Origin of the sequence: Rhizobium sp. UGM030330-04 (assembly GCF_003208455.1) — a bacterium.
GTDB lineage: Bacteria > Pseudomonadota > Alphaproteobacteria > Rhizobiales > Rhizobiaceae > Agrobacterium > Agrobacterium rhizogenes_A.
Window position 1 is genome coordinate 160096 of record NZ_QKML01000009.1, and the last position, 20993, is coordinate 181088.

Annotated in this window: 19 protein-coding genes; 11 read left to right on the forward strand and 8 right to left on the reverse strand. The window is 60.9% G+C overall.

The window, feature by feature from the left end; genetic code table 11:
* Positions 1–34: 34 nt before the first annotated feature.
* From N434_RS15485 to N434_RS15500, 4 genes are all read right to left on the reverse strand, one after another.
* Positions 35–1576 (reverse strand): hypothetical protein, encoded by a 1542-nt coding sequence (locus tag N434_RS15485; RefSeq protein WP_110759103.1) that lies wholly within the window; start codon positions 1574–1576, stop codon positions 35–37.
* 264 nt (positions 1577–1840) lie between these two features.
* Positions 1841–2149, reverse strand: coding sequence for a hypothetical protein (locus N434_RS15490; RefSeq protein WP_110759105.1), 309 nt, complete (start codon positions 2147–2149; stop codon positions 1841–1843).
* Positions 2150–2196: 47 nt separating this feature from the next.
* Positions 2197–3426 carry a hypothetical protein gene (locus N434_RS15495; RefSeq protein WP_110759107.1) on the reverse strand — a complete coding sequence of 410 codons (1230 nt, stop codon included), beginning with the start codon at positions 3424–3426 and terminating at the stop codon, positions 2197–2199.
* An 83-nt stretch (positions 3427–3509) separates the two neighbouring features.
* Positions 3510–4136: a ribonuclease D gene (locus tag N434_RS15500; RefSeq protein ID WP_110759108.1), complete on the reverse strand. Its 627-nt coding sequence runs from the start codon at positions 4134–4136 to the stop codon at positions 3510–3512.
* Between the two features lie 163 nt (positions 4137–4299).
* Here N434_RS15500 and N434_RS15505 point away from each other — a divergent pair, with 163 nt between their 5' ends.
* The 8 genes from N434_RS15505 to N434_RS15545 all read left to right on the forward strand — a co-directional run bounded on the left by N434_RS15505 (position 4300) and on the right by N434_RS15545 (position 12787).
* Positions 4300–4914, forward strand: a complete 615-nt coding sequence (locus N434_RS15505) for a nucleoside 2-deoxyribosyltransferase (protein ID WP_174032830.1) — start codon at positions 4300–4302, stop codon at positions 4912–4914.
* Positions 4911–5660: an SDR family oxidoreductase gene (locus N434_RS15510; protein ID WP_110759112.1), complete on the forward strand. Its 750-nt coding sequence runs from the start codon at positions 4911–4913 to the stop codon at positions 5658–5660. The genes N434_RS15505 and N434_RS15510 overlap by 4 nt, the downstream gene beginning before the upstream one ends.
* A 551-nt stretch (positions 5661–6211) precedes the next feature.
* On the forward strand, positions 6212–7399 hold the full coding sequence (locus N434_RS15520) for a M24 family metallopeptidase (RefSeq protein ID WP_110759114.1): 1188 nt from the start codon (positions 6212–6214) through the stop codon (positions 7397–7399).
* A gap of 117 nt (positions 7400–7516) precedes the next feature.
* Entirely contained in the window at positions 7517–9121 is a 1605-nt protein-coding gene (locus tag N434_RS15525; RefSeq protein WP_065116353.1) for an ABC transporter substrate-binding protein, read from the forward strand.
* A 62-nt stretch (positions 9122–9183) separates the two neighbouring features.
* Entirely contained in the window at positions 9184–10191 is a 1008-nt protein-coding gene (locus tag N434_RS15530; protein ID WP_065116354.1) for an ABC transporter permease subunit, read from the forward strand.
* Entirely contained in the window at positions 10188–11102 is a 915-nt protein-coding gene (locus N434_RS15535) for an ABC transporter permease subunit (protein ID WP_065116355.1), read from the forward strand. The genes N434_RS15530 and N434_RS15535 overlap by 4 nt, the downstream gene beginning before the upstream one ends.
* A 3-nt stretch (positions 11103–11105) precedes the next feature.
* The gene (locus N434_RS15540; protein WP_110759116.1) at positions 11106–11945 is read left to right on the forward strand and encodes an ABC transporter ATP-binding protein; all 840 of its coding nucleotides are present in this window, start codon (positions 11106–11108) and stop codon (positions 11943–11945) included.
* Positions 11942–12787: an ATP-binding cassette domain-containing protein gene (locus tag N434_RS15545; protein ID WP_065116357.1), complete on the forward strand. Its 846-nt coding sequence runs from the start codon at positions 11942–11944 to the stop codon at positions 12785–12787. Before N434_RS15540 ends, N434_RS15545 begins: the two co-directional genes overlap by 4 nt.
* 180 nt (positions 12788–12967) lie before the next feature.
* Here N434_RS15545 and N434_RS15550 read toward each other — a convergent pair whose 3' ends face one another.
* Both N434_RS15550 and N434_RS15555 read right to left on the reverse strand, forming a co-directional pair.
* Positions 12968–14437: a mannitol dehydrogenase family protein gene (locus N434_RS15550; protein WP_110759118.1), complete on the reverse strand. Its 1470-nt coding sequence runs from the start codon at positions 14435–14437 to the stop codon at positions 12968–12970.
* A 106-nt stretch (positions 14438–14543) separates the two neighbouring features.
* Positions 14544–15218, reverse strand: a complete 675-nt coding sequence (locus N434_RS15555; RefSeq protein ID WP_110759191.1) for a GntR family transcriptional regulator — start codon at positions 15216–15218, stop codon at positions 14544–14546.
* A gap of 281 nt (positions 15219–15499) precedes the next feature.
* Here N434_RS15555 and N434_RS15560 point away from each other — a divergent pair, with 281 nt between their 5' ends.
* Complete coding sequence (locus N434_RS15560) at positions 15500–16618, forward strand: mandelate racemase/muconate lactonizing enzyme family protein (protein ID WP_110759120.1); 1119 nt, start codon at positions 15500–15502, stop codon at positions 16616–16618.
* A 50-nt stretch (positions 16619–16668) separates the two neighbouring features.
* Here N434_RS15560 and N434_RS15565 read toward each other — a convergent pair whose 3' ends face one another.
* Both N434_RS15565 and N434_RS15570 read right to left on the reverse strand, forming a co-directional pair.
* A complete protein-coding gene (locus tag N434_RS15565) occupies positions 16669–17691 on the reverse strand; it encodes an LLM class flavin-dependent oxidoreductase (protein WP_110759121.1) in 1023 nt (340 codons plus the stop codon).
* 134 nt (positions 17692–17825) lie between these two features.
* On the reverse strand, positions 17826–18743 hold the full coding sequence (locus N434_RS15570) for a LysR family transcriptional regulator (RefSeq protein ID WP_080820005.1): 918 nt from the start codon (positions 18741–18743) through the stop codon (positions 17826–17828).
* A 231-nt stretch (positions 18744–18974) separates the two neighbouring features.
* Here N434_RS15570 and N434_RS15575 point away from each other — a divergent pair, with 231 nt between their 5' ends.
* Both N434_RS15575 and N434_RS15580 read left to right on the forward strand, forming a co-directional pair.
* Positions 18975–20183 carry an ABC transporter substrate-binding protein gene (locus N434_RS15575; protein ID WP_110759122.1) on the forward strand — a complete coding sequence of 403 codons (1209 nt, stop codon included), beginning with the start codon at positions 18975–18977 and terminating at the stop codon, positions 20181–20183.
* Positions 20184–20206: 23 nt separating this feature from the next.
* Positions 20207–20992 carry an ABC transporter ATP-binding protein gene (locus N434_RS15580; protein WP_110759123.1) on the forward strand — a complete coding sequence of 262 codons (786 nt, stop codon included), beginning with the start codon at positions 20207–20209 and terminating at the stop codon, positions 20990–20992.
* Position 20993 lies beyond the last annotated feature (1 nt).

The following is a 20993-nucleotide window of genomic DNA, read 5'->3' on the forward strand; positions in this document are numbered from 1 at the left end:
TTTGACCGCATGGCGCGGCGCAGCCCTCTGGAATTCAGGGCATCCCGCTCATTTTGAGGTAGTAATTTTCCGCATTGTCGTCGTCGGCAGCCATGTGCAGAAGGGTTTCCGGCTCGCCGGGCTCGCCATCGGCCTCCATCCGTTCCTCCGCCTCTTCCGGGCTTTCGGCATTTTCGCCCTCCGCCTCGCTTTCTGCCTCGTCTTCTGAAAAAGGGCCGCCTCCGCGCGGCGGTGTTTCCGATTCATAGTCTTCGTCCGCCGGCGGATAGGCGACGAGCGGCAGCGGCGTGCCGTCTTTGACGAGTGCGGCGGCGGCCAGCGATTGCGAAGCCGATTGTTCGAGCATCGCCATCCTTGTTTCCGGATCGGCCGCGGTGCGGGGGAGGGGCAGCGGTTCGGGGCGAGCGGCGGTCGCTTCCGTTTCTTCGCCGGATGCGGGGGCAGGCGTCGCCATCGGGGTTTTTTCGGCCGGCCGAAGCTCTGTCTGTTGCGGTGGTATGGCCTCAGGCGCGGCGAATGGCTGTGCACCGGTTGCGGCTCTGGCGGGAAGCTTTCCGGCAAGAGTGGCAAGAAGCAGGTTTTCCACGGTCTTGGCATCACCTGCGGGCTGGCCTGACGGGGAGGTTAGGACGGCACGCGTCTCCTTCTGTTCCGCCTTCATCATCTCCCGATGCGGGAGTGTGGTGCGCATATCGCTGTTTTCGACCCGAGATGAATTCACCGGGCGCGCTTCCGCCGGAACATCTTTCGCCACGCTGCCTGCGGCCGGCTGCGGCTGCGGCGCCGTGCCTTCTGCTTTTCCATCCGGCCTTGTGGTTTGGGGCGAAGAACCGGGTTTGCCTGCAGCCGGGGCGGGAAGGTTTGCCGGCAGATCCGGTAGCGGCACCCGCGCCGCGATGACGCTCTTTATCGCCGCGCCACCGAGGGCAAGCGGGCTGATGAGCAGCGGCAGAAGCCGATTGGCCGTTGTGGCGTTTGCCGGTTGCGCAGCAGCGGTCGCTGTCGCATTCGGCTGGCTCGTGGCATTCTGGTTTTGGGCGTTTTGTGGTCTCGGTTGCGCTGGTGCAGGGCTGGCCGGATTATTCTGCTGGTAGGAAGAAACCACCGCCTTTGCCGCGAGATCCGTGCCCTTGTAGCGGGAAAGCTCGATCAGCAGCGCGAGACGAGCCGCTTCCGGTCCGGTGGGCTGTTTCAGGATTTCGGCCAGCATCGCAAGGCTCAGCCCTTGCAGGGCCTTGCCGACCTGCTGTTCCAGCGCCAGACGCTGTGCGGCGGGCATGGCGCGCAGGGCGTCCGTCAGGCGTACCACATAGGTTTCAATCGCCTCGCCGTCGCGCCGTGGCAGGTTCATCAATTTGCCGAGCGTTTCCGCAAGGACGGCGGTGCCGCGGGAAAGCTGGAATTCGCTGGTCAGGGAAGCGACCGCCGCTCTGGCAAAAATGCTGCCGTTATGGTCGGGAGCAGGATTGACCGTCTGCGGCACTGCGGCTTCTTTCGGCTGCCCGCGCGGCGCCGGCGGAACCATGGCTCCATAGGTGGCATCGGCTGCCGGAATTTTCGGTACAGGCGGTAACATGGGTGCGCTCCATTCCTATCGATTACCGCCGCTGGCTGCGAAAGGGCCATTTCCGCTGGCTCTTTGATCCGTATCTGGCCCGTCTGTTGGGAGGTTGCCGCGCCGGTGATGTACAGGTGTCATCTCGCCCGCTCATGCGGGAGCGCCTGTATGTGCCGCTGGCGCGAATGCCGGGCTTTCCGCACATACAGAATCATCAAGTCGCAGCTTGCCGTGCAGATATTAATATTTGGCTAACCATAAAGTCGCGCCGGCGCATCTCGCTCAGGGCGAAACGCCGATGAACATGCGGTAAAGCCCGTTATCGTCGGAATTGACCGAGGAAATGTGATCGGGTTCACTGACTGTCACTTCCAGGGCCTCCGGCGGCATGGCATCGAGCCAGCTTGCCTTGGGAAAGCTTCTCTCCGGGCGGGTTTCCACGGGATCGACGGGATTGTCGTCCTCGCGGGAAGTAAGGAAGGCAGCGTTATCCGGGGCGAGCGGCGGGGCGGCCATGGAGAGCAGCGCCTGTGCCGCATTCGGTTCGGCGTCGAGGCCGGTGTTGCCGGATAGGGCGGAAATATCGGACATGTCTGAACTCACATCATGTTTCGCTCAAAGACTGTTGGAAGCGGCAATCATGCCGCCTTTTTCTTCAGCAGTTCATAAAGACCATTGTCATCGATAGAGATCGGCACGATGGCGTTGCGGGCGTCATCGACAACCGCGAGCGCATCGAGCAGCTTTTCAGCGTCATCCTCCGCCTCGGCCGGCGTGGCGGCTGCGTCTGCCTTGGATGGGGTGTTATCGTTTTCAGCCGGGACGGCTTCCTCGGCCGGTGCGGCGGCAAGCACGGAGATGAGGGTGATTTCCGATGAGATATCGACCGGGCCTTGCCCTTTGGCACCATCCGTTTTGTCATCGGCGGAAGTGTCGATATGCTCCTTCACGACGTCCTGAAGTTCCTGCACATCCTCGAGCTTGCCCTGCGCGTCGCGGGTCTGGATATCCTGTTCCCGCTCGGCCTTTACTTCGGCATCGTTGATTTCGCCGATGCGATCCTCGCCGCGTTCGGCCTGCAACTCTTCCTTGGTCTTGGGGTCAGCGACATCTTCCAGCCGCTGGATGACCTTCAGGGCCTCGCGCGTCATGAAGCGGGTGCCCTGCGCCTGATCGTTCAGCGCATCCTTGACCGCACGCGCCGCGTCACCGAAGGGATTGGCGATGGCGGCGATCATCTGTTGCGCTGAAATGCCGAGGTCCTTGAGGCCGGTGGCTTTTTCGAGTTCGGTCACGTTTTTCGGCGCGGTCGCACGCATGTCCATGATGGCTTTTGACATCTCGCCGCCGAAATCCTCTTCCTTGCCCGTCAGGCCGGCGCTCTGGGCGATGCGGGCTGCAAGGGCGGCCATGGGATCGGTTTTGGCGGTTGCGCCGTTGTTCAGCACGTCCACGACCTGCGCTTCCGAAACACCGAAGGATGTCAGGGAGATCGTCGTGGCTTTTCCCTGTGCGTCGGTCTTTCCGAAACTTTCGGTCAGGGTCAGCGCGTCCTGAAGCCTCCGTGCGAAGGAGAAGCTCGATTCGTCCGCTTCCTGGGTGATGCCGAGGGCAGACGAGAAACGGAAGACAAGCGAGACGAAGGCATCGGGGTCCTGCTTCATGAAGCCGAACAGATAGGCGCTTATCTTTTCATTGGCGACCCGCTGGCTTTGGTCGGGTTGCGGCTGTGTCTTGACCGCATCGTCCTTTTTGGTGCCGTTCGCCTTTTCCTGCTCTTCGCGCTGGCGTTCCTCGATGGCTTGCACCATCGACCGCATGAGATCGCTGACTGCTATGCCCGCTGTCTGCTGTAGCGGAGTAATCATCTGGAAAGTCCCCGGCCGCCCAAAGTTGCGGCCGAGAATAGGCAATTTCGGTAAATCAGAGCTTAAACGAAGCGTGAAAACGCTCAGCTATGGGCGAAAATGTCGGTTTCTTCCCAGCCGAGAAGATCGAGCTTCGCGCGGGTCGGCAGAAACGCGAAACAGGCGTCGGCGTGCTCGAGGCGACCGTCGCGCACAAGGCGCTGGGTCAGCCTGTCGCGCAGCGCGTGCAGGTAGAGCACGTCGGAGGCGGCATATTCGAGCTGCGCGGGCGACAGCGTCTCCGCTGCCCAGTCGGATGATTGCTGCGCCTTGGAGATATCGACCTCCAGCATTTCCTTCAGATTGTCTTTCAGCCCGTGCCGGTCGGTATAGGTGCGGGTGAGGCGCGAGGCGATCTTGGTGCAGAAAACCGGCGTGGTCGTCACGCCGAATGTGTGAAACAGAACGGCGATATCGAAACGGCCGTAATGAAAGATCTTCTGGCGCGCGGGATCGGCAAGCATGCGAACGAGGTTGGGGGCCTCCTTCTGGCCGGCGGCGATGCGGATGACATCCGCCGTGCCGTCGCCCGGCGAAAGCTGGACGACGCACAGACGGTCGCGGCGCGGTACCAGCCCCAGCGTTTCCGTATCGATTGCGATGGCGCCGGTGTAACGTGCGGCGTCTTCGGCGGAAATATCGCCTTCGTGGTAACGGATGGGTGCGGCCATGTCTTGCTCCAGGAATTCCAGTTCGTTGCTCCGGCTATAACGGAAAGAGCGGCCGGACGATACCGCTTTTATAGGCTGTTTCCGTGCTGCTTCGGCTTGCCTTTGCGAAAGCCCCCGGGTTAGGTTCGGGAAATTCCATTCTTCCAGATTGCATGAATTCCCGATGACAAAGAAAATCTATCTCGCCGGACCGGAAGTCTTCCTCCCGAACGCGCGGGAAATGCTCGATCTCAAGGCATCGCTTGCGCGGGAAGCCGGTTTTACGCCGCTTTCGCCGGGCGATTTGCAGATTCCGCCGGCGGACACCCGGATCGGCCATGGCTGCAACATCAATGAAGTCGATGAACGGATGATGCTGGAGGCGGATGCGGTGATCGCCAATCTCACGCCGTTTCGCGGCATCGCCGCCGATACCGGAACGAGTTACGAGCTGGGCTTCATGTGCGCTCTGGGCAAGCCGGTTTTCGCCTACACCAATGTCGCGGCCAATCATTTCGCCCGTATCAAGGCGCATTACGGCGGCGTTGCCGCCATGGATGAGACGGGCCGCTATCGCGGGACGGACGGGCTGTCGATCGAGAATTTCGACATGGTCGACAATCTGATGCTGCACGGCGGTATCCTGCGGCGCGGCGGCGTGATCATTGTCGGCAATGCGCCTGAAGAGGCCCTGTATACGGATCTCGACGCCTACAGGCGCTGTCTTGCGGCGGCAGCGGAAAGATTATTGGGACAGACTGATTCTGACAGAACGAAGCTAGCGGAGGCATCATCATGAGCGGCACCATCCTTATCACAGGCGCGACGTCCGGTTTCGGACAGGCCACGGCGCGGCGTTTCGTCAAGGAAGGCTGGAAGGTCATCGGCACGGGCCGGCGCGCGGAACGGCTGGAGGCGCTGGCGGTTGAACTCGGTTCGGCCTTTTATGGCGCCGCCTTCGATATCACGGATGAGGACGCGACCGAAAAGGCGCTTTCCGCTTTGCCGGAAGGTTTCCGGGATATCGACATTCTCGTCAACAATGCCGGCCTGGCGCTTGGCACCGCGCCTGCGCCGCAGGTGCCGCTCAAGGACTGGCAGACCATGGTGAACACCAATATCACCGGTCTCCTGAACATCACCCATCATCTTCTGCCGACGCTGATCGAACGCCGGGGCATTGTCGTCAACCTTTCGTCGGTTGCGGCGCACTGGCCCTATACCGGCGGCAATGTGTATGGCGGGACAAAAGCCTTCCTGCGGCAATTCTCGCTCGGCCTCCGCTCCGACCTGCATGGCAAGGGTGTGCGGGTAACCTCGATCGAACCCGGCATGTGCGAAACGGAGTTCACGCTGGTGCGCACCGGCGGCAATCAGGATGTGTCGGACAATCTCTATAAGGGCGTGAACCCGATCACGGCCGACGATATCGCCAACACGATCTATTGGGTCGCCTCGCAGCCCAAACATATCAACATCAACAGTCTCGAACTCATGCCGGTCAACCAGTCCTTTGCCGGTTTTCAAGTGCACCGGGAAAGCTGATCTCCTTCGGGTTTGGCGGGAGTGCTGAAAAACCAAGCAGGAATCCTCAAGCTATGCAGAAATGCAATGCTGCATTGCGAGACTTGCTCTGTTAAAAATCGCCGATGTCGCTATATTCCAATCATCGAAGCGACGCACTCCTCCTCCCAGCGTCGCTCGATGTGGATCGGTGACACTCCTCCTCCCAGTCGCCGATCAAGTTTGAAGCCTGCCGCACCTCCTCCCGCGGCAGGCTTTTTCCTTTTCAGGGCCTTTTTTGAAGTGTTTTCATCCGCGCATTTCCGCGCGCCGGATATGCGTCGCGAGGACTCCGGTGTCTTCCCCTTGGATTTCCGGGGGATTTTGGTTTCCTCCGTCAAGGTGACGAGTGCGGGAATCGGACGCGCGTCGATCACGATTTCGTTATGTCTAGATAAATATGCACAGTTTTGTGGCGGTGGAAGGTGCAGGCCCATTGCTTAGCCTCCGGCCTGTGGTTAAGCATGGGCAAAAGAACGCTTGGGAGGTTGCCGGCACGTTGTGCCTGTGCGCCCGAAAGCGGCGGGGAGAGAATGGCAGACTTTCAAGAGGCGCTGAAGCGGTTTCAGCCGATCGCGGTTTCATCGATCGCTGAAGACGAATTCAGTTTGCGGCTGCGCGGACTTCAGGCGCGGATGATCCAGCAGAATGTGAAGGCGGTCTGGCTCGATGCATCATCGTCGCTGACCTATTATACCGGCCTGTCGCTCGGCCTTTCGGAGCGCATTCATGGCGCCCTGGTGCCGGCCGAAGGCGCGCCGGTCTATATCAGCCCGACTTTTGAAGAGCCGAAACTCCAGACCCTGATCCGTATTCCGGGCGAGGTTGCTGTCTGGGAAGAGGATGAAAGTCCTTTCGATCTGATGGCGGGACGTATCGGCTCTCTTGCCTGTCCCGGTCATCTTGTCGCCATCGATCCCGCAACGCCCTTCGTTTTCGCATCGGCCCTGATGCAGCGTCTGGAAGGGCGGATCATTTCCGCCCAGCCGCTGATCGTTGCCCAGCGGCAGGTCAAGTCCGCCGCTGAAATCGCCCTTATCCAGACGGCGATGGATGCAAGCTATGGCGTGCAGAAGGCGGTGTTCGAAGGGCTGCGTCCGGGCATTTCCACCACTGAAGTGGCGGATTTCGTCAACGCCGCCCATATCGCGCTTGGCCTGAAGCCGCTTTTCGTGGCGGTGCAGTTCGGCGAGGCGACGGCCTATCCGCACGGCGTGCCCTATGCGCAGACGCTGAACGAAGGCGATATGGTGCTGGTCGATCTCGGCGCCATTCTTCACGGCTATCGTTCCGATATCACCCGAACCTATGTCTTCGGCAAACCGACAGAGCGTCAGCGTTTCCTCTGGAACGCCGAGCGCGACGCGCAGGCGGCGGCCTTCGCGGCGGCCCGTATCGGCGCTGCCTGTTCCGATGTGGACAGGGCCGCGCGCGACAGCCTGAAAGCGGCCGGTTTCGGCCCGGATTACCAGCTTCCCGGCCTGCCGCATCGCACAGGCCACGGGCTTGGGCTGGATATTCACGAAGAACCCTATATCGTTGCTGGAAATGCCACGGCTCTTCAACCGGGCATGTGCTTTTCCATCGAGCCGATGCTGTGCGTTTATGGCGAATGCGGCGTCCGTCTCGAAGATATCGTATATATGACGGAGGCGGGACCGCGCTGGTTCTGCCCGCCGGAAACGAACCTCGACCGGCTGTTTCAGCCGGTCGCCGGGTAATTGGTCGGGAGGCAAAGGACCGAACGGCGACACGGGTTGCGCGTCGCCGCTGACCAGAAGAGGTAGGCCCCCGAACGGGGCCGCAGGAACTCAGAAAAAGAGGGAAAGGACCACCAGATGAAAACGCTGACCCGCAGTTTGCTTATCGCCTCTGCGATTGCGATCACTTCCGCCATGCCTGCCATGGCGAAGACCTTCGTTTATTGCTCCGAGGCATCGCCGGAAGGCTTCGATCCGTCGCCCTACACCGCCGGCGGCACCTTCGACGCTTCCGCGCATCCGGTCTACAACCGTCTGACCGAGTTCAAGAAGGGCACGACCGAAGTTGAGCCGGGCCTTGCCGAGAAATGGGATGTTTCGAGCGATGGCCTCGAATACACGTTCCACCTGCGCAAGGGTGTGAAGTGGCACTCCAACGAGAAGTTCACGCCGAGCCGCGATTTCAACGCCGATGACGTGATCTTCAGCTACAACCGCCAGGGCGACGCGAAAAACCCGTGGAACCAGTATATCGCAGGCATCACCTACGAATATTACAATTCCATGGAAATGCCGTCGCTGATCAAGGAAATCGTCAAGGTCGACGATTACACCGTCAAGTTCGTGCTGACGCGCCCGGAAGCGCCGTTCCTCGCCAACATCGCCATGCCTTTCGCATCGATCGTATCGAAGGAATATGCCGATACGCTTGATAAGGCCGGCACCAAGGAAGACTTCAACAACCTGCCGATCGGTACGGGTCCGTTCAAGTTCGTCGCCTATCAGAAGGACGCGGTCATCCGCTACCAGAAGAACGCCGACTACTGGGGCGAAGCGCCGAAGATCGACGACCTGATCTTCGCGATCACGCCTGACGCCGCCGTGCGCCTGCAGAAGCTGAAGGCCGGCGAATGCCACCTGATGCCTTACCCGGCCCCGGCTGACCTTGCCGCCATCCGCGCCGATTCCAACCTCAAGCTCGATGAGCAGCCGGGTCTGAACGTCGCCTACTTCGCCTACAACACGACCGTTGCGCCTTTCGACAAGCCGGAAGTCCGCAAGGCGCTGAACATGGCGATGAACAAGCAGGCGATCATCGACGCCGTGTTCCAGGGCGCCGGCCAGGTTGCCAAGAACCCGATCCCGCCGACCATGTGGTCCTATAACGACAGCATCAAGGACGATCCGTACGATCCGGAAGCCGCCAAGAAGGCTCTCGAAGCCGCTGGCGTCAAGGATCTGTCGATGAAGATCTGGGCGATGCCGGTTCAGCGTCCCTACATGCCGAACGCACGCCGCACGGCCGAGCTGATCCAGTCGGATTTCGCCAAGGTTGGCGTCAAGGCCGAGATCGTCTCCTTCGAGTGGGGTGAGTACCTCAAGAAGTCGACCGAAGTGAACCGCGACGGCGCCGTCATCCTCGGCTGGACCGGCGACAACGGTGACCCGGACAACTTCATGGGCGTTCTGCTCTCCTGCGCCGCAACCGGCGAAGGCGGTGCGAACCGTGCGCAATGGTGCAACAAGGAGTTCTCCGAGCTGCTTTCCAAGGCAAAGCAGACCACTGATGTTGCCGAGCGCACCAAGCTTTATGAGCAGGCGCAGGTGATCTTCAAGGAACAGGCTCCGTGGGCGACGCTTGCGCACTCCACCCAGTTCGTTCCGATGTCCGCCAAGGTTTCCGGCTTCACCATGAGCCCGCTTGGCGACTTCACCTTCGAAAACGTCGACATCGCGGAGTAATCCCGAACAACCGGACGCGCGGAAGAACCCTGTTCTTCCGCGCGTCTTTTCAGGAAAAAACCATGATCCGGTTCATTCTCGGCAAACTTCTTTATCTCGTTCCGACATTCCTCGGGATCACCATTGTCGCCTTCGCCTTCGTGCGCGTCCTGCCGGGCGATCCCGTGCTGCTGATGGCGGGTGAACGCGGCATATCGCCTGAAAGGCATGCGCAGCTTGCCGAACAGCTCGGCTTTGCCCAGCCTGTCTGGCAGCAATATCTTCATTTCCTCGGACGGCTGCTTCAGGGCGATCTCGGCAATTCGCTGGTCACCAAGAAACCTGTTCTGACCGAGTTCCTGTCGCTCTTCCCCGCGACGGTCGAGCTTGGTCTTGTTGCCATCATCATCGCCACCCTGATCGGCGTGCCGGTCGGCGTCATCGCCGCCATCCGCCGTGGCTCGTGGTTCGACCAGATTTCCATGACGACGGCGCTGGTGGGTTTCTCCATGCCAATCTTCTGGTGGGGCCTGCTGCTGATCATCATGTTCTCCGGCATCCTGCAGTGGACGCCGGTGTCGGGACGCATCTCGCTGATGTATTTCTTCCCCTCCGTCACCGGTTTCATGCTGATCGACAGCCTGATTTCGGGGCAGAAGGGCGCTTTCGTCTCGGCCCTGTCGCATCTCATCCTGCCGTCGGTGGTGCTTGCCACCATTCCGCTTGCCGTCATCGCGCGCCAGACGCGCTCGGCCATGCTGGAAGTCCTGGGTGAGGATTATGTGCGCACGGCACGGGCAAAAGGCATGTCGGCCTCCCGCGTCGTCGGCGTACACGCGCTGCGCAACGCCATGATCCCGGTCATCACCACCATCGGCCTGCAGATCGGCGTGCTGATGGCGGGTGCCATCCTGACCGAAACCATCTTTTCCTGGCCGGGCATCGGCAAGTGGATGATCGATTCCATCTCGCGCCGCGACTATCCGGTCGTGCAGAGCGGCCTGCTGCTGATCGCGGGTCTGGTAATGGTCGTCAACCTGCTTGTCGATCTGACCTATGGCCTCATCAATCCGAGGATCCGTCACAAATGAGCGATGTGACCACCACCCCCGGCGTCCGCCTTTCGGACGCCGCCATCCGCCGCCGGATGCTCGCCGATTTCTGGTTCTACTTCCGTCAGAACCGCGGTGCCGTCATCGGCCTTGCCGTCTTCATTCTCCTGGTGCTGGTGGCGGTTTTCGCGCCGCTGATCGCGCCACATGATCCGACACAGCAATATCGCGATGCGCTGCTCGTCCCGCCGGTCTGGCAGGAAGGCGGCCGCGCCGGCTTCTTCTTCGGCACCGATGCCGTCGGTCGCGACATGCTGTCCCGCCTGATCTACGGCGCGCAATATTCGCTGTTCATCGGCATCGTCGTTGTTTCCATCGCCCTTGTCGGCGGCATCGTCATCGGCCTCGTCGCCGGCTTTTTCGGCGGCTGGGTGGATACCGTCATCATGCGCGTGATGGACGTCATCCTGGCGTTTCCGTCGCTGCTTCTGGCGCTGGTGCTGGTCGCGATCCTCGGGCCGGGGCTCACCAATGCCATGATCGCCATCGCCATCGTTTACCAGCCGCATTTCGCGCGTCTGACGCGTGCTGCTGTCATGAGCGAGTTGCGTCGCGAATATGTCACCGCCGCCCGTGTGGCCGGCGCTGGCAATTTCCGGCTGATGTTCAAGACCATCCTGCCGAACTGCCTTGCGCCGCTGATCGTTCAGGCAACGCTGTCCTTCTCGTCCGCGGTCCTCGATGCGGCCGCCCTCGGCTTCCTCGGCATGGGCGCCCAGCCGCCCGCCTCCGAATGGGGAACGATGCTGGCCGAAGCGCGTGAATTCATTCTGCGCGCCTGGTGGGTTGTCACCCTTCCCGGTCTGACGATCCTGATCTCGGTGCTCGCCATCAACCTGATGGGCGACGGCCTGCGCGATGCGCTCGATCCCAAACTGAAGCGGAGCTGAGCGATGAGCCTGCTGAAAATCAAGAACCTCACGGTTAAATTCGCCACCGCCACCGGCGCCTTCACCGCCGTCAACGGCATCGATGTCTCCGTCGACAAGCACGAAGTCTTGGCCATTGTCGGCGAATCCGGGTCCGGCAAGTCGGTATCGATGCTCGCCGTCATGGGGCTTCTGCCCGATACGGCGACGATCACCGCCGATGAGATGACCTTCGACGGCAAGAACCTGCTGACCATGTCGCCGCAGGAGCGCCGCAGGGTGATCGGCCGCGAGATCACCATGATCTTCCAGGAACCTGTCGCCTCGCTCAACCCGTCCTTCACGGTCGGGTTCCAGATCGAGGAGGTGCTGCGCCTCAATCTCGGCATGAGTGGCTCCGCCGCCCGGGCGCGGGCGCTGGAACTGTTCCGCGCGGTCGGCATTCCCGAGCCGGAAGCCAAGCTCAAGGCCTATCCGCACCAGATGTCCGGTGGCCAGTGCCAGCGTGTGATGATCGCGATTGCGATCGCCTCCAAACCGCGTCTCCTGATTGCCGACGAGCCGACAACCGCGCTCGATGTAACGATTCAGAAGCAGATCCTCGATCTCCTGATGAACCTGCAGGCGGAATACGGCATGGCGCTGATCCTCATCACCCATGACATGGGCGTGGTGGCGGAAACCGCAGACCGCGTCGTGGTGCAATATAAGGGCCGCAAGATGGAGGAGGCGGATGTCTTGAGCCTCTTTGAAGCCCCGCAGCATCCCTATACCAAGGCATTGCTTTCGGCCCTGCCGGAAAACGCCACCGGCGACCGCCTGCCCACGGTTTCCGATTTCTTCGGCAAGGAGGGCGTTCAATGAGTATCGTTGTCGAAGGCAAGGGTATCACCCGCGATTATCACGTTCCCGGCGGCCTGTTCGGTGGCGCCAAGACTGTTCAGGCCCTGAAAGGCATCGATTTTGCCGTCGAGCGTGGCAAGACGCTCGCCATCGTCGGCGAATCCGGTTCGGGCAAGTCGACGCTTGCCCGCATCATCGCCCTGATCGACCCGGCATCCGGCGGCGAGCTGAAGATCGACGGCCAGCCGGTCGATATCGCCAGGCGACGTCCGGACACGCAGATGCGCTCCAAGGTGCAGATGGTGTTCCAGAATCCCTATGGCAGCCTCAATCCGCGCCAGAAGGTGGGTGACGTGCTGATGGAGCCGCTGGTCATCAACACGAAAATTCCGGCCTCCGAGCGCCGCGAGCGGGCCGAAGCCATGCTGGTGAAGGTCGGCCTCGGTCCTGAACATTTCAACCGCTATCCGCACATGTTCTCCGGCGGCCAGCGCCAGCGCATCGCCATTGCGCGCGCGCTGATGCTCAATCCGGCGCTGCTGGTGCTGGACGAGCCGGTTTCCGCGCTCGACCTTTCGGTGCAGGCGCAGGTCTTGAACCTGCTCCGGGATCTGCAGGAGGAATTCGAACTGACCTATGTCTTCGTCAGCCACGATCTCTCGGTGGTCCGTTACATCGCCGACGATGTGATGGTCATTTCCAAGGGTGAGGCAGTCGAACAGGGAACGCGCGAGGAACTTTTCGCCGATCCGAAGCACCCCTATACGCGCCAGCTCTTTGCGGCGACACCGATCACGGATGTCGATGCCATCCGCGCCCGCGTGGAGCGCCGCAAGGCGGCGCGGCAGGCCGCCACGGCCTGAGCGGCGGGATTGTAGTTGCAGGCTAAGCCTCCCGGCTTAGGCTGCTGACAGACTTCCCTCACACGCGACGTCATCCTCGGGCTTGTCCCGAGGATCCACGCACGTATCGTAAATCGGAACGGCGCAGATGCTCGGGACAGGCCCGAGCATGACGATGGAGCGTTTCTCGCCCACTCATTTTCAGGACTTCAAAAAACGCTCAATGGCGCCCAGCGCAGTAAGTTCCCGAATGTCGCGATAAGCGGCTTTCAGTGTCGACACGAAGTTTTCGTTGCCCGGCAGGTCATCGCCGAATGTGCGCCTGAAGGTGAGGAACCGGTCCACGACAGCATCCGGCGCCATTGCCAGCTGGTCCGGCGCATCCCATTCCTTGAAAGCGGGGTCGAGTATGGTGATCGGCTGATCCTTTTCATCCCGGTCTGCGCAGGATCTGATCCATAAAGCGACGGCAAAAATAACGGCGCGACTGGCGGCCTCTTCTTCCAACAATTCGCGCAAGGGGCCAAGAATACGCAGCGGCACCTTCTGCGAGGCATCGGAAGCGATCTGCATCGTCTTGTGTTGCAGGGAGGGGTTGGCGAAGCGCTCCCTGAGACCGGCTGCAAATTCGGTGCCGTCGACGGCGGGATCGAGCGTCCGGTCGACTTCGCGCCAATAGGCGTCGATGAAATCACGCACGGGTTTTTCGCCCCATGCGTCGGCAACCGTCGCAAGGCCGGCGATCTGGCCTATGGCGGCGATGGCGCTGTGGGAGCCGTTCAGCATTCTGAGCTTCATATGTTCATAGGGCTCGACATTGCTGACGAACTCCACGCCCGATCTCTCGAGCGCCGGTCTTCCATGCGGAAAATCGTCCTCGATGACGAAGCGGAAGTAGGGCTCCGCCACCACCGGCCAGGCATCGCGCACCCCAAGTGCTGCCGATATCGTGCCCCGATCCGCGTCGGTGGTTGCGGGAACGATGCGGTCCACCATGGAGCAGGGGCAGGCAATATTGGCTTCGATGAACGGGGCCAGTTCGGGATCGGCAAGTGCGGCGAACTCCAGCAGCAGCTTTCGCAACACATGTCCGTTGGCGGGCAGGTTGTCGCAGGAAAGAAGCGTTAGCGGCAGGGAGCCTTCCTTGCGCCTGCGCCGTGTGGCAGCCAGAATGAAACCGAAGATCGAGCGTGGCCGGTCCGGATTTTCAAGATCGTGGACGATATCGGGGTGATCGCGCAGCAGGCTGCGGGAGGCGAGATTGGTGACATAACCCTTCTCCGTCACGGTCAGGGTAACGATGAGAACGCGCGGATCGGACATCCTGTCCACAAGCCGTTCGGGATTTTCCGGTGCGACGATGGTTTCCATGATGGAGCCGATGATGCGCAGGCGCTCCCTCTTTCCGTCACGCAGGCAGAATGTGTAGAGATTGTCCTGTGGCTCGATGGCGTCGCGCGTCTCCGGGCTGCGCAGCGATGCGGCGACGATGCCCCATTGCGTCTCACCGCGATTGAGGCAATCGTCGATGAAAACCGCCTGATGCGCCCGGTGAAAGGCCCCGACCCCGAGGTGAACGATGCCGGGCGTTACGGTCCGGCGGTCATAGGCGGGCCTTGCAACGGATTGTGGCAGGTGGGGAAGGGCGGCAGCGGAAAGGCGGTCTGTCATCGATGCGAAATCTCCGTCTGGAACGAGCCAGTTGTGGTTCGCCCCGCCGGACTTACGGCGCTCGGGTTTTCGCGCATGTCAGTTCCTCCCCTGCTTTCTGAATGGATCAGGCACCGGCTTCTTTGAGCAGCCGGACTTGACGCAGCGTGTTCTGGCGGCTGCGCTCGAGATGCCGCCACAGGGCATCGACGATCTGGGCCTTGCTGCCGGCGGCGATGGCGTCGGCAATATTCTGGTGCTCTTCCACCGAACGGGCGTAATCACCCAGAATCGATACGAAAACCGTATGGGTCTGGTCGAGGATACGCTCATGCGAACCGGAAATGACCGGAATGCGGGCCGCTGAAACCAGTGTCGTGTGAAAGCTGCGGTCGTAAAAAAGCGCTTTCGACAATTCGTCGAGCGTCGGGCCTTTGGCGAATTCGCGATGTTTGGCAAGGCTTTCCAGCAGCTGCGCATGCAGCGTCCCGTCCAGTTGCCCGGCATCGAACGCCACTTCGACGGCGCCTTTTTCAAGCAGCATTCTGGCGGCGTAGAGCTCTTCCACATCCTCCACCGTGAAATCACGCACCACCATGCCGCGCCTTGAGGAATTGACCACCAGCCCGTCGGCCTCGAGTTTCACGCAGGCTTCCTTGACCGGGGTGGGGCTGATGCCCAGATCGGCGGCAAGCTCGTTGGGCAGCAGCCTTTCGCCGCCGCGCAATCTGCCGCTGACGATGCGGGCGCGCAGTTCCCGGTGCGCCTGTTCGGCGAGCGTGACTTTGACGAGTGTGTTCATGGCCGCATCATTGCCCAGCTTCGGAAGACAGGCAACAATCAAATATTAAAAATAAAAAATTTTTTATTTTACAAAATCCGTTTTTCCGTTAGCTCTATCTGTCATCGGAAGCCGGCTGCCGGAGGAGGGCGGTCCGGCGATCCCCTGACGTTTCAGTTCCCGCAACCATTGGGCGCGGGACAATGACGCGACTTCACCCGCCAGTCGGCGAAGCGCCGCTCAGAAAAGGGACTTCCGCCTTTCCTCCCCAGAAGCGTCCAAGCATCGAGGAATGACCGATCATGAAAATTACCGCTGTCGAACCTTTCATCCTGCATCTGCCGCTCACGTCGGAGTCGATTTCCGATTCCACCCACAGCATCACCCACTGGGGCGTCGTCGGGGCAAAAATCACGACGAGTGACGGCATTGAGGGTTATGGTTTCACCGGCACCCACGCGCATCTGCCGTCCGACAGGCTGATCACCGCCTGCATCAGCGATTGTTATGCGCCCCTGTTGCTGGGTGAGGATGCGTCCGACCATTCACGGCTCTGGACGAAGCTCGCCCGTTATCCCTCGCTGCAATGGGTCGGCCGGGCCGGCATCACCCATCTGGCGCTTGCCGCCATCGACGTGGCGCTGTGGGATTTGAAGGCGAAAAAGGCGGGCGTGCCGCTCTGGCAATATCTCGGCGGTGCGCGCACGGCAGGCGTGGAAGCCTATAACACCGATATTGGCTGGCTTTCCTTTACGCTGGAAAACCTGCTGGCCGGCAGTGCAAAGGCCGTGGAGGAGGATGGCTTCACCCGCCTGAAGCTCAAGGTCGGTCATGATGATCCGAATATCGACATTGCCCGGCTTGCCGCCGTCCGCCAGCGTGTCGGCTCCTCCATCCGCATCGCCATTGACGGCAATGGCAAGTGGGACCTGCCGACATGCCAGCGCTTCTGCGCCGCGGCGAAGGATCTGGATATCTACTGGTTCGAGGAACCGCTGTGGTATGACGACGTCACCAGCCACGCCCGGCTGGCGCGCAATACATCCATTCCCATTGCATTGGGTGAGCAGCTTTATACGGTGGATGCGTTCCGCTCATTCATCGATGCCGGCGCGGTGGCTTATGTCCAGCCGGATGTGACCCGGCTTGGCGGCATCACCGAATATATTCAGGTGGCTGATCTCGCACTCGCCCATCGCCTGCCGGTGGTGCCGCATGCGGGTGAGATGAGCCAGGTGCATGTGCATCTGAGCTACTGGCATCCGGCTTCGACCATTCTCGAATATATTCCGTGGATCAAGGATCATTTCGAAGAGCCGATCCATGTCCGGGATGGCGTTTACAGGAGGCCGGAGCAGCCCGGTGCCAGCACGACGCCGCTGGCGGAAAGCTTTGCCCGTTATGGCAAGGCGGTGAAATAAAAAAGGCGGCGCAGAGACTGCGCCGCCTTGCTCATTTTCAGGACCAGCCGTTAGCGCCAGCCGAGAGCCGGCGCCACCTGCTTCAGGATCGTCTCGATCACATGGGCGTTGTAGTCGACACCCAGCTGGTTCGGCACGGTCAGGAGCAGCGTGTCGGCCTCGGCAATGGCTTCATCGGCTTTCAGCTGTTCGATCAGCGCTTCAGGCTCGGCGGCATAGCTGCGCCCGAAGATCGCACGCGTCTTGTCGTCGATATAGCCGATCTTGTCATCGCCTTCATTGCCGTAACCGAAATAGGCCCGGTCACGGTCGCTGACGAGGGCGAAGATGCTGCGGCTGACGGATACACGCGGCTCGCGGGCATGTCCGGCTTCCTTCCAGGCTTCCCGGAAGATACGGATCTGCTGCGCCTGCTGGACATGGAAAGGCTCGCCCGTTTCATCCGTCTTCAGGGTGGAGCTTTGCAGGTTCATGCCAAGCTTTGCCGCCCACACCGCCGTCGCATTGGAGCTCGAACCCCACCAGATGCGCTCACGCAGCCCTTCGGAATGGGGTTCCAGGCGCAAAAGGCCGGGCGGGTTCGGGAACATCGGTCTCGGGTTCGGCTGGGCGAAACCTTCGCCCTTCAGAAGCTCCAGGAAGACCTCGGTATGTTGCCGCGCCATGTCTTCTTCGCTCTCGCCCTCGGCCGGGCGGAAGCCGAAATAACGCCAGCCATCGATCACCTGTTCCGGTGAACCACGGCTGATGCCGAGTTGCAGGCGTCCACCGGCGATGAGGTCGGCCGAACCGGCATCCTCCGCCATGTAAAACGGGTTTTCATAACGCATGTCGATGACGCCGGTGCCGATCTCGATCTTTTTCGTTCTGGCGCCGATGGCGGCCAAAAGCGGAAAGGGCGAAGCAAGCTGGCGGGCGAAATGGTGCACGCGGAAATAGGCGCCATCGGCGCCCAGTTCTTCCGCGGCCACGGCGAGGTCTATCGATTGCAGCAGCGTGTCCGCAGCCGAGCGGGTCTGCGACTGGGGTGAGGGTGTCCAGTGGCCGAAGGACAGGAATCCGATCTTTTTCATGATGACCTTCCAGATGTCGGAGGATGCCGGCTTTCACAAACCGGCTTCGTTGTTGTCATTCATATAGGCAACCGGGCGCATCCTCCAATCGGCCACCCGTAAACACGGTGTCGCCGAAATGTGAACGATGCCGCTCAGGCGGTCGTCTTTCGGTCGAGAACGAAGAGATTTTGGTGGGCGCGGGCCGTGGTGAGAATGAAATCCATGAGCGAGCGCACCCGCGGCACGTTGGCAAGGTCCTGGTGGCTCGTCAGCCAATAGCCTCGCCGCAGCTCCACTTCACCGGGAAGCACCATTTGCAGATCCGGAAAGCGGGCGGCGATGAAATTCGGCAAGATGCACAGCCCCCTGCCGCTCAGCGTTGCGGTCAGCTGCGCAAAAATGCTTGAGGACTGGAAACTCGGCCGCAGACCCGGCAGCACGTCACGCATATAATCGAGGCCCGGTGAGAAGATCAGGTCCTGTACGTAGCCGATGAAGAAGTGGTCGAGCAGGTCCTCGCGCTTTACGATTTTCGGCCGCCCGGCGAGATAGGAACGCGAGGCATAGATATGCAGCGTGTAATCGATGATCTGTTCATTGATGTAGGGACCGGCCTTTGGCGGATCGAGCGTTACCGCCACATCCGCCTCCTTTTTGGACAGCGCCATGATTTGCTGGATCGTCACCATCTCCACCATGATGTGGGGATGGGTGACGGCGAAGTCTTTCAGCCTTTCTACGAAGAAAAAATTGGAAAAACCTTCAGGGGCGCTTAAGCGCACCACGCCGCGCAGCAGGCTGCCGCTTTCGGAAATATCCGATTGCAACCTTTCGGCTTCCGCTTCTATGCGCTCGACGGTATCGACCAGCCGCCGTCCCACCGTCGTCAGTTCGTAACCGCGCGGGTTGCGCTCGAACAGCTTGGTTTTAAGCGAGAATTCCAGCCGGTCGATATGGCGGGAGACGGTGGCGTGGCTGGTGCGCAGGCTTCTCGCCGCAGATGAAAGTTGTCCCGTGCGGGCCACGGCCAGGAAATATTGCAGGTCGTCCCAGGTAAAAGGCGTGGCCATTTCCGTCTCCATCACGAGTTCTGTTCAAAAATGAACAGTTCCTGTTCGCAATTTGATGATGCCCCGCTCTTGTGTCAACGGCCGAATTCGAGAAGTCTAGGCTCAGGATGCGCCGCTTTGAGGAGGGCGGCGTGACCGTTTCGCTGCAAGGATGAAGAAGCCCGCTACGGGGTTTCGTTCACCCCTGCACAGACAATCTGAGGCTCGCAATCATCTCTGGGAGGAGAAGTCATGCGCAAGAGTATCGTTTTATCCACGGCCATGGCACTGGCCGCCGGCACCGCCGCTTATGCCGCCGAGATTTCGGACGGCAAGGTCAAGATCGGCATTCTGAACGACCAGTCGGGCGTCTACGCCAATTTCGGCGGCAAATACTCTTATGAAGCCGCGAAGATGGCGGTCGAGGATTTTGGCGGCAAGGTGCTGGACGCGCCGGTGGAAGTTGTGACCGCCGACCACCAGAACAAGGCGGATGTCGCCTCCAACATCGCCCGGCAATGGTATGACACCGAACAGGTCGATTCGATCATGGAATTGACCTCGTCGTCGGTGGGCCTTGCCGTGCAGGCGCTGTCGAAGGACAAAAAGAAGATCACCATCAATACCGGTGCGGCAACCACCGAACTGACCGGCAAGCAGTGCAGCCCCTATGGTTTCCACTGGGCCTATGACACCTATTCGCTGGCGGTCGGCACCGGCGGCGCGCTCGTCAAGCAGGGTGGCGACAGCTGGTTCTTCCTGACCGCCGATTATGCCTTCGGTTATTCGCTGGAAGAAAACACCGCCAATTTCGTCAAGGCCAATGGCGGTAAGGTTCTGGGTTCCGTGCGCCATCCGCTCGCCACGACGGATTATTCCTCCTTCCTGCTGCAGGCGCAGTCTTCGGGCGCGAAGGTCATCGGTCTTGCCAATGCCGGTCTCGATACCTCCAACGCCATCAAGCAGGCGGCCGAATTCGGCATCGTCGCCGGCGGCCAGCGGCTTGCGGCGCTTCTCTTCACGCTCGCCGAAGTCCACGGCCTCGGCCTTGAGGCGGCTCAAGGCCTGACGCTGACGGAAGGTTTTTACTGGGACCGCGACGATGAATCGCGCAAGTTCGGCGAACGCTTCAAGGAACGCACCGGCGCCATGCCGAACATGGTGCATGCCGGCACCTATTCCGCCGTGCTGCACTATCTGAAGGCCATCGAAAAGGCCGGCACCGACGATGCCGATGCCGTCGCCAAGGCCATGAAGGAAATGCCCGTCAACGACGTCTTCTCCAAGGACGGCCATGTGGCCGCTAACGGCCGCATGATCCACGACATGTATCTCATGGAAGTGAAGAAGCCGGATGAGAGCAAGCAGCCGTGGGATTATTACAAGGTTCTCGCCACCATCCCCGGCAAGGAAGCCTTCATGGACCCCGCAAAAAGCGGCTGCCCGCTGGTGACGCAATAAGAAACTGAAAAAAGGGGAAAGTCATGACGATCGCTCCCGCCCTTGCCGGGCAGGCGGAACCCCGTGTCGTTCTTTCGGCGCGCGGTCTCACCAAGACCTTCGGCGCATTCGCGGCCGTGAAAAACGTCGATCTCGACGTCCACCATGCCCGCGTTCATGCGCTGATCGGCCCAAACGGCGCCGGCAAGACTACGGTCTTCAACCTGTTGACCAAGTTTCTCCAGCCGACAGGCGGGGCGATCACCTTCATGGGAACGGACATAACAAGGACGCCGCCGGACAAGGTGGCGCGTCTCGGCCTCGTCAGGTCTTTCCAGATATCGGCGGTGTTTCCGCATCTGACGGTTCTGGAAAATGTGCGGGTAGCGTTGCAGCGGCCGAATGGCCTCGCAACGCAATTCTGGCTGCCGCTCTCCTCGCTCGACAGGCTGAATGCCCGCGCCGAGGAGCTGATCGCGACGGTTGGCCTGACACGGGAAAAACATGCGCTTGCGGCCGATCTTTCCTACGGCCGCAAGCGGGTTCTCGAAATCGCCACCACGCTGGCGCTCGATCCGAAGGTTCTGCTGCTGGATGAGCCGATGGCCGGCATGGGCGGGGAAGATGTCTCCCACGTCGCCGAGCTTATCCGCGAGGTGGCAAAGACACGCGCGGTGCTGATGGTCGAACATAATCTGAAAGTCGTGGCCGATATCTGCCACCACGTCACGGTGCTGCAGCGCGGTGAAATTCTGGCGGAGGGCGATTATGCCGCCGTTTCCGCCGATCCGCGTGTGCGCACGGCCTATATGGGCACGGAGGAGGCTTGAT

Coding starts and splice junctions, on each gene's coding strand:
- N434_RS15485 (WP_110759103.1), bottom strand. CDS start 1,576: ATGTTACCGCCTGTACCGAAAATTCCGGCAGCCGATGCCACCTATGGA.
- N434_RS15490 (WP_110759105.1), bottom strand. CDS start 2,149: ATGTCCGATATTTCCGCCCTATCCGGCAACACCGGCCTCGACGCCGAA.
- N434_RS15495 (WP_110759107.1), bottom strand. CDS start 3,426: ATGATTACTCCGCTACAGCAGACAGCGGGCATAGCAGTCAGCGATCTC.
- N434_RS15500 (WP_110759108.1), bottom strand. CDS start 4,136: ATGGCCGCACCCATCCGTTACCACGAAGGCGATATTTCCGCCGAAGAC.
- N434_RS15505 (WP_174032830.1), top strand. CDS start 4,300: ATGACAAAGAAAATCTATCTCGCCGGACCGGAAGTCTTCCTCCCGAAC.
- N434_RS15510 (WP_110759112.1), top strand. CDS start 4,911: ATGAGCGGCACCATCCTTATCACAGGCGCGACGTCCGGTTTCGGACAG.
- N434_RS15520 (WP_110759114.1), top strand. CDS start 6,212: ATGGCAGACTTTCAAGAGGCGCTGAAGCGGTTTCAGCCGATCGCGGTT.
- N434_RS15525 (WP_065116353.1), top strand. CDS start 7,517: ATGAAAACGCTGACCCGCAGTTTGCTTATCGCCTCTGCGATTGCGATC.
- N434_RS15530 (WP_065116354.1), top strand. CDS start 9,184: ATGATCCGGTTCATTCTCGGCAAACTTCTTTATCTCGTTCCGACATTC.
- N434_RS15535 (WP_065116355.1), top strand. CDS start 10,188: ATGAGCGATGTGACCACCACCCCCGGCGTCCGCCTTTCGGACGCCGCC.
- N434_RS15540 (WP_110759116.1), top strand. CDS start 11,106: ATGAGCCTGCTGAAAATCAAGAACCTCACGGTTAAATTCGCCACCGCC.
- N434_RS15545 (WP_065116357.1), top strand. CDS start 11,942: ATGAGTATCGTTGTCGAAGGCAAGGGTATCACCCGCGATTATCACGTT.
- N434_RS15550 (WP_110759118.1), bottom strand. CDS start 14,437: ATGACAGACCGCCTTTCCGCTGCCGCCCTTCCCCACCTGCCACAATCC.
- N434_RS15555 (WP_110759191.1), bottom strand. CDS start 15,218: ATGAACACACTCGTCAAAGTCACGCTCGCCGAACAGGCGCACCGGGAA.
- N434_RS15560 (WP_110759120.1), top strand. CDS start 15,500: ATGAAAATTACCGCTGTCGAACCTTTCATCCTGCATCTGCCGCTCACG.
- N434_RS15565 (WP_110759121.1), bottom strand. CDS start 17,691: ATGAAAAAGATCGGATTCCTGTCCTTCGGCCACTGGACACCCTCACCC.
- N434_RS15570 (WP_080820005.1), bottom strand. CDS start 18,743: ATGGCCACGCCTTTTACCTGGGACGACCTGCAATATTTCCTGGCCGTG.
- N434_RS15575 (WP_110759122.1), top strand. CDS start 18,975: ATGCGCAAGAGTATCGTTTTATCCACGGCCATGGCACTGGCCGCCGGC.
- N434_RS15580 (WP_110759123.1), top strand. CDS start 20,207: ATGACGATCGCTCCCGCCCTTGCCGGGCAGGCGGAACCCCGTGTCGTT.